This is a genomic window from Robinsoniella sp., assembly GCF_034124845.1.
In genome coordinates, this window is sequence record NZ_JAWYAJ010000329.1 from 1 (window position 1) to 6,616 (window position 6,616).

General features: G+C 36.9%; 7 protein-coding genes. All 7 read left to right on the plus strand.

The genetic code is table 11. The features are described 5' to 3' along the window. The coding region (locus ACH2DQ_RS16655; protein ID WP_395027493.1) for a PDDEXK nuclease domain-containing protein at positions 1 to 345 on the plus strand (345 nt) is incomplete at its 5' end. Positions 346 to 411: 66 nt separating this feature from the next. Then, positions 412 to 1,116, plus strand: a complete 705-nt coding sequence (locus tag ACH2DQ_RS16660; protein WP_395027495.1) for an HNH endonuclease — start codon at positions 412 to 414, stop codon at positions 1,114 to 1,116. A 230-nt stretch (positions 1,117 to 1,346) separates the two neighbouring features. Beyond that, positions 1,347 to 2,195 (plus strand): HNH endonuclease, encoded by an 849-nt coding sequence (locus ACH2DQ_RS16665; RefSeq protein WP_394913425.1) that lies wholly within the window; start codon positions 1,347 to 1,349, stop codon positions 2,193 to 2,195. 26 nt (positions 2,196 to 2,221) lie between these two features. After that, positions 2,222 to 2,608: a (deoxy)nucleoside triphosphate pyrophosphohydrolase gene (locus tag ACH2DQ_RS16670; protein ID WP_394913426.1), complete on the plus strand. Its 387-nt coding sequence runs from the start codon at positions 2,222 to 2,224 to the stop codon at positions 2,606 to 2,608. A gap of 55 nt (positions 2,609 to 2,663) precedes the next feature. Next, positions 2,664 to 3,815: an HNH endonuclease domain-containing protein gene (locus ACH2DQ_RS16675; protein WP_394913427.1), complete on the plus strand. Its 1,152-nt coding sequence runs from the start codon at positions 2,664 to 2,666 to the stop codon at positions 3,813 to 3,815. Between the two features lie 42 nt (positions 3,816 to 3,857). Further along, positions 3,858 to 4,934, plus strand: coding sequence for an NADH:flavin oxidoreductase (locus ACH2DQ_RS16680; RefSeq protein ID WP_394913428.1), 1,077 nt, complete (start codon positions 3,858 to 3,860; stop codon positions 4,932 to 4,934). Between the two features lie 477 nt (positions 4,935 to 5,411). Beyond that, positions 5,412 to 6,551, plus strand: coding sequence for an ATP-binding protein (locus ACH2DQ_RS16685; protein WP_394913429.1), 1,140 nt, complete (start codon positions 5,412 to 5,414; stop codon positions 6,549 to 6,551). Positions 6,552 to 6,616 lie beyond the last annotated feature (65 nt).

The following is a 6,616-nucleotide window of genomic DNA, read 5'->3' on the forward strand; positions in this document are numbered from 1 at the left end:
CAACAAAGAGTAACTATTAATAATACTTATTATTATGTAGATATGGTTTTCTATAATAAGCCACTTAGGTCATACGTGCTAATTGAACTTAAGACTACTAAACTAATGCCAGAAGCAGCGGGACAGTTAAATATGTACTTGAATTATTATGAAAATGAGGTTAACGAAGAGGATGATAATAAGCCGATTGGTATTATTTTATGTACTGATAAAGATGCATTGACAGCAGAATATGCGTTGGGTGGGTTGTCAAATAATATATTTGCATCAAAATACACCTATTATATTCCAGATAAAGAAAAATTAATTGCGGAAGTAGAGAAAATAATTCATAGATTCCAATAAAATGTGGATATATTTTCAGTAATGTTATTAAGGGCAACTCCTGATTAGAAGAATGGAGTGGTACAAATGTTTAATCCAAGATTAGAAATTGGACAACATATCAAAAATAAAGAGCTAATGAGCATTTTTAAATGTTGTCAGCAGGGTGGAATGCGTAAATCAAATACAACAAATACGTTAGTTATTGTTACTGATTACACACGTGGCATTTACCATGATAAATGGATAGGTGGAGTCCTTCATTACACAGGCATGGGCCCCTCGGGTGATCAGGATGTCAATTATATGCAGAATCGAACACTAAGCGAATCAGGATACAATGGTGTGGATGTGCATCTGTTTCAGGTTATGGATCCAGGCGAATATACATATTGTGGACGTGTTCAGTTGGTTGATAAACCATATACAGAGACTCAACCAGATGAAACTGGCAGAGATCGCTTAGTATGGATGTTTCCAGTACAGCCAGTTCCAGATAATAATGTAGTTAAGCCAGCACTATACGTATTTAAAGATATGGAAGATTACAAAGAACGTGGACTGAATGTGGATAAAGAGTATGCACAACTTTTTCCAGCAAAGAATAAATCTTCAGAAAGAAGTAAGGCAGTGTATGGTATTAAAGGTAAGATAATAAAACATAAAACATACGGCGTTGGAACAGTAACGAAGCTGCAAGATGATATGCTTTATATAACTTTTGCTGGAAATGATAAGAAAACGTTGAACTACACTATTTGTATGGAAAAAGGGCTGATAGAGTTTCTATAGAAGGTTATGAATAATATGTAATTATTTTAGGATTTCGTTTTTTAATATTGGGTGTTTTACATTTAGTAAGTTTAGTAAGTTGGTATGCAGATTTATTGCAAGCAACAGGGAAGAGTTGAATTTTACCATGATATAATCAAACAAATGTAAATTTCTGATAAAGGAAAGTCAAACATAATATTAGTAATGAATATCTTAGAGTTTAGCAAATTACTTTAGGAGGAAAAACTATGGACTTTAAACCAAATTTGAAAATAGGTGATGTAATTACAAATGGTGAGATCGTTAAGACATTTATTTGTGGCAATATGGGTGGAATGCGTCGTTCAAAGAAAACCAATACATTGGTAATAATATCTGATGATACAAAAGGCTTATACAGTGATGTTTGGAAGGATGGCATTTTACATTATACTGGAATGGGCAAAAAGGGAGATCAGGTTTTAAAAGGTAATCAAAATGCTACTTTATATCATTCTGATACGAATGGTATAGCGGTACATCTTTTTGAGGTAATGAAAAAAGCGAAGTATACATATAGAGGTTTAATGGAATTAGCTGAGAAACCTTATATTTCACAACAAGCAGATGAAGATAGCAAAATGAGAAATGTGTGGATTTTTCCTTTGAAGCCAGCTGGATTAGCGGATAATTGTATAGAGAATCCATTAGAAAAAGAAATAATTAAACTATCGGATAAAGAGCTGATTCATCGATCTGAAAGAAGTGATTCATCAAAGAAAATGCAGAAAACGGAAACTACCGTCTATTACCGGGATCCATATTTAAAGGAACTTGTGAAACGAATTGCTAGTGGACATTGTCAGTTTTGTAGAGAGGAAGCTCCTTTCATTGATATGAACGGTGAACCATATTTAGAAGAGCATCATGTGAAAAGACTGGCGGATGGTGGAAATGATACCATAGATAATGTGGTAGCTATATGTCCAAACTGTCATAGGAAAATACATGTGCTTAACCAACCTGAAGATAATATTATGCTGGAAGGAATTGCAGAACAAAACAAAAGACAATATGATCTACTAAAAGCCTATGACAAATTAAGAAGTAAAAAATAATCTCACTAACATCAGGAGAAACATCAATGAAAACAATCGAGGTTGTAGCTGCCATTATACAAAACGGTGATAAATTTCTTGCTACCCAACGTGGCTATGGGGAATTTAAAGACGGTTGGGAATTTCCAGGTGGCAAGGTAGAGCCCGGTGAATCTTTAGAAGCAGCATTACAAAGGGAAATAAGAGAAGAATTAAATACGGAGATTAAGATAGGGCAATTTATACACACGGTAGAGTATTCATATCCGAACTTTCACTTAATTATGCATTGTTATCTTTGTGAGCTAAAGAAGGCGAACTTTACCTTGTTGGAGCATGAAGCTGCGAAATGGTTAACCAAAGAAGAACTAGATAATGTAGATTGGCTTCCAGCGGATACGGAGCTGATTGCTATTTTAAAAAATATGCTGTAGATAATATTATTGTTGTATCTTGTTATATAAATTTCAAAAGAAAGAAGGGATAACAATGTCCACGCCACCCCTACCTCAAACGCTCCCAGCATCTGAAACTGTGGAATCCGGCTACCTGGAAAGTATGTTGCATCAGTTCTCTTCCAGTTATAAGTTATATTGGTTTAAAGGAATCTTTACAGAAATACAAAAAGGGAATAGAATTCTGGAATACAAAAGACTGGTAGCCAGAATGATTGCTGCTGCATGGTATCCGGTAGTTTACTTTAATCTAAGTCTTGGACATTCCGATAAGCTGGCGGATGCTATTTGGTATATTCACAAAGAGCTAAAGATTGCCAGAGAAGAACAGGAAGAAAAAATAGTAGAATTTGTTTATAGTAGTAATGATAAGCTCTTATTAAAAAAGGTAAAAGATTTTACGAATATGGTGCCTTATCGGTTAATCCGTCCTTTTTACCAAAGGGAAATTGAATTTGAAAAGAAAACGGATCATACATTTAAAGATAAAGATGTTAATGGACTGATTGAGAAGTATAACAAGAATGACCACAATCATGCATTATACGTTATGGATCGGATGAATGGAACGCTTACGGTTTCCAAAAGATGGGTTGATTATATCAAAACGAATGCAGCAGTAATTGAAGGGTGGATGCATTTCAAATTGATTGAATATATTCAGGCACGGAATTTGAATGTTCCCGCAATCCCTTTTAAAATATTTCCTCCTGTACAAAGGAAATTGGCTGAAGCATCAAAATATTGGGAGCTGGTACAGGCAAGTGAACATTTGCCGGATTTATACACTGGACGACAATTTACAACAGAAAATTTGGAGCGGTTTGGGACGATCAGCATCGACCATTTTATACCATGGAGCTTTGTTTTACATAATGAAATATGGAATTTATATCCGGCGTTTAAAAATGTAAACAGCCAAAAGGGAAATAAACTGCCGGACTTAGATCGATATCTCAATGACTTCTGTCAATATCAGTTTCAGGCTTTTCAGGCTGCAAAAATGATTCCGAGGATCAACAAAAAGACGATGGATCAGTTTCTAACGATTAACCGTGATATACGTCATATCGATAATACAGAAAGGGGACGTGATGCTTTTGTAACCTCCCTTAGACAGACAATCGAGCCACTGTATCAGATTGCCAATAACCAAGGCTATGGAATCTGGTGGTACAATCTATAATGAAGTTATCTCGAAAATTATAATGAAAGCAGAGGTGGCAGTATGGATTTATTATTCCAACCTTTTCAAATCAAAAATCTAAATATCAAAAACCGAATTTGTTTTCCACCAGTAGTATGTTACAGCGCCGGAAGGGAAGATGGTTCTGTTACGGAGCAACACATAGAACATTACAGGAATATAGCAAAAGGAGGAACAGGTTTAATTATCCAGGAGGCAACCTGTGTAGATAAAATGGGACGCCTGTCCAGGAGACAGCTTGGAATCTGGGATGATAGTCAGATGGACGGTCTGTCTGGTATTGTGAAAGCGGTACATGAGGAAGGCTGTCCCATACTCATACAGATACATCATGCAGGGGTTGCAGGTGTGGAAGAAGAACTTCTATGTCCCAGCAATTATCGTTTTCAGAAAAACGAAAGGCAAAACATTGGAAGAGAAATGACAATCGAGGAGATACATAAGATCCAACAAGAGTTTGTGGATGCTGCAGTTCGTGCTTATAAAGCGGGATATGACGGGGTGGAATTGCATGGCTGTCATCAGTATCTGATGTGTGAGTTTTTTAATAGCAGGGTAAATAAAAGGACAGATGAGTACGGTAAGCATCCGGAAAGATTTGCAGTAGAGATTTTAAGAGCGGTGAAAGCCTGTGTTCCGCAGGAGTTCCTGGTGGGAATCCGCCTGGGAGGATTTGAACCGGATCTTGAGACATCCCAGCGATTTGCAAATACCCTGGAAAAAGAAGGGATTGATTTCCTGGATATTTCCTATGGATTTTCTGGAGAAGATGAGCCATATGCGCCGGATGATTTTATGTTTCAGCCGTGTATTTATGCGGCACAGGAAATAAAAAAGGTGGTATCCGTACCGGTATTTGCAGTTAACAGTATTATGAGTCCTGAAATGGCAGAGGAAGTACTTCAGAAAACCAATGTAGATTTGGTGGACATAGCGCGGGGAATTATGGTGAATCCCAATTGGGCAAAAGATGCCCAGGAGGGAAGGGATACCGGGAGGTGCCTGCATTGCAGGGAATGCAGCTGGAGCAGGGATATGGAGACTTGTAAAGGGCGGATACTGCTTGAAAGACGGCGTGAAAATAAAAAATCCAGTTAATGAGTTGTTTGAGTAATAGATCTAAAGGATAAATGATAAGCGAAAGAGCCGCAAATAAAATGCAAGTGAAATGAAAAGCAAAATGCAAGATAAACAGGTTGAATTTTTCGTGAATGCGATAAACAGAAAGCCAAATACATGTTACAAATTGACAATAACCCCTAATGAAGTGTATAATATGTTATCCTAGTGTCTTAATAGGAAATAATAATACGAATAAATGGCTTTTTCAGCTAAGCTTGATTGAGTATTTAATTAGTGTTTTCTGGAAGCTTTATGAAGAAACTCAAAAAATATACAAAAAGCATTCAAAAAGCATTCAAAAAACGTTCTAAAAGCAGTCTAAAAGCAAGAATAAGATGATATAGTGATTCAAGAAACAATTCAAAAGTGTTTCGAGTACGCTATTTGGGTAGCGTACTCATTTCTATTCTAAGCCATTAAAAAAGTAAAAAGGTACAGTTAAGGATGAACAACATGGAATCAATTAATATTGAAGAGTTAGAATTAATCAATCAAAATGACCGTGTAATTATTGACATAAGAAGCAGGGGTGATTTTGAAAAAGAAACCATTCCGGGAGCAGTTAATATCCCGCTGGATGAATTTCAAGTCTCGCAGTTGGATATGAATCAGGAAAAACCAATTTATATCCTATGTCATACCGGAGAGCGAAGCAAAGACGTTGTAGATGCATTGCAGCTCGCAGGCTATCAGGCATTTAATATAGAAGGCGGCTACCGGTCTTATCTTCGATTGAATTTAAGCAGACTGGTGCAAAAAGAAGATGAAATTACAGAGCGCCGGGGAGATATCGAGCGGAGTATCATTAAGAAGTATAAGAAAACAGTATGGAGGCAGTTTACCAAAGGAATTAATGAATATGAATTGATTCAGGATGGTGATAAGATAGCAGTTTGTATTTCCGGTGGCAAGGACTCTATGCTGCTGGCAAAGCTTATGCAGGAATTGAAAAAGCATGGCAGGAATAATTTTGAGGTTGAATTCCTGGTGATGAATCCCGGATATAATGAAGAGAATTGGACGATTATTGAAAATAATGCCAAGCTGCTTGGGATACCGATTAAGGTGTTCCAGACGGAGATTTTTGATATTGTGGCGGGAGTGGATGACAGCCCCTGCTATTTGTGTGCCCGCATGAGAAGGGGTTATCTGTACGCGAAGGCAAAGGAACTTGGATGCAATAAAATTGCATTGGGACACCATTATGATGATGTAATTGAGACGATATTGATGGGCATGATGTACAATGGTCAGATTGAGACCATGATGCCGAAGCTGCACAGCACCAATTTTGAAGGCATGGAGTTAATACGGCCTTTATATCTGGTAAAAGAAGCAGCGATTAAGGCATGGAGGGATTCTAATGATTTGCATTTTATCCAATGTGCCTGCAGATTTACGGAAAATTGTGCAAGCTGTGGAGGAGCAAAGGGCTCGAAGCGGGATGAAATGAAAGAACTCATTCAGCAGTTCAGAGAGAAAGATGAGATTATTGAAAAAAATATCTTTAGAAGTGTTGAAAATGTGAACCTGGCGAAAGTGATTGGGTACAAAAAAGACAAAAAGAAATACAATTTCCTAGAAAATTATTAAAGAGAAAGAAGCTTTTACAAACAGTTATCATGAAGATGATTGCCTGTTTGTAAATGCTTTTTTAG

Coding starts and splice junctions, on each gene's coding strand:
- ACH2DQ_RS16680 (WP_394913428.1), top strand. CDS start 3,858: ATGGATTTATTATTCCAACCTTTTCAAATCAAAAATCTAAATATCAAA.
- ACH2DQ_RS16670 (WP_394913426.1), top strand. CDS start 2,222: ATGAAAACAATCGAGGTTGTAGCTGCCATTATACAAAACGGTGATAAA.
- ACH2DQ_RS16660 (WP_395027495.1), top strand. CDS start 412: ATGTTTAATCCAAGATTAGAAATTGGACAACATATCAAAAATAAAGAG.
- ACH2DQ_RS16665 (WP_394913425.1), top strand. CDS start 1,347: ATGGACTTTAAACCAAATTTGAAAATAGGTGATGTAATTACAAATGGT.
- ACH2DQ_RS16675 (WP_394913427.1), top strand. CDS start 2,664: ATGTCCACGCCACCCCTACCTCAAACGCTCCCAGCATCTGAAACTGTG.
- ACH2DQ_RS16685 (WP_394913429.1), top strand. CDS start 5,412: ATGGAATCAATTAATATTGAAGAGTTAGAATTAATCAATCAAAATGAC.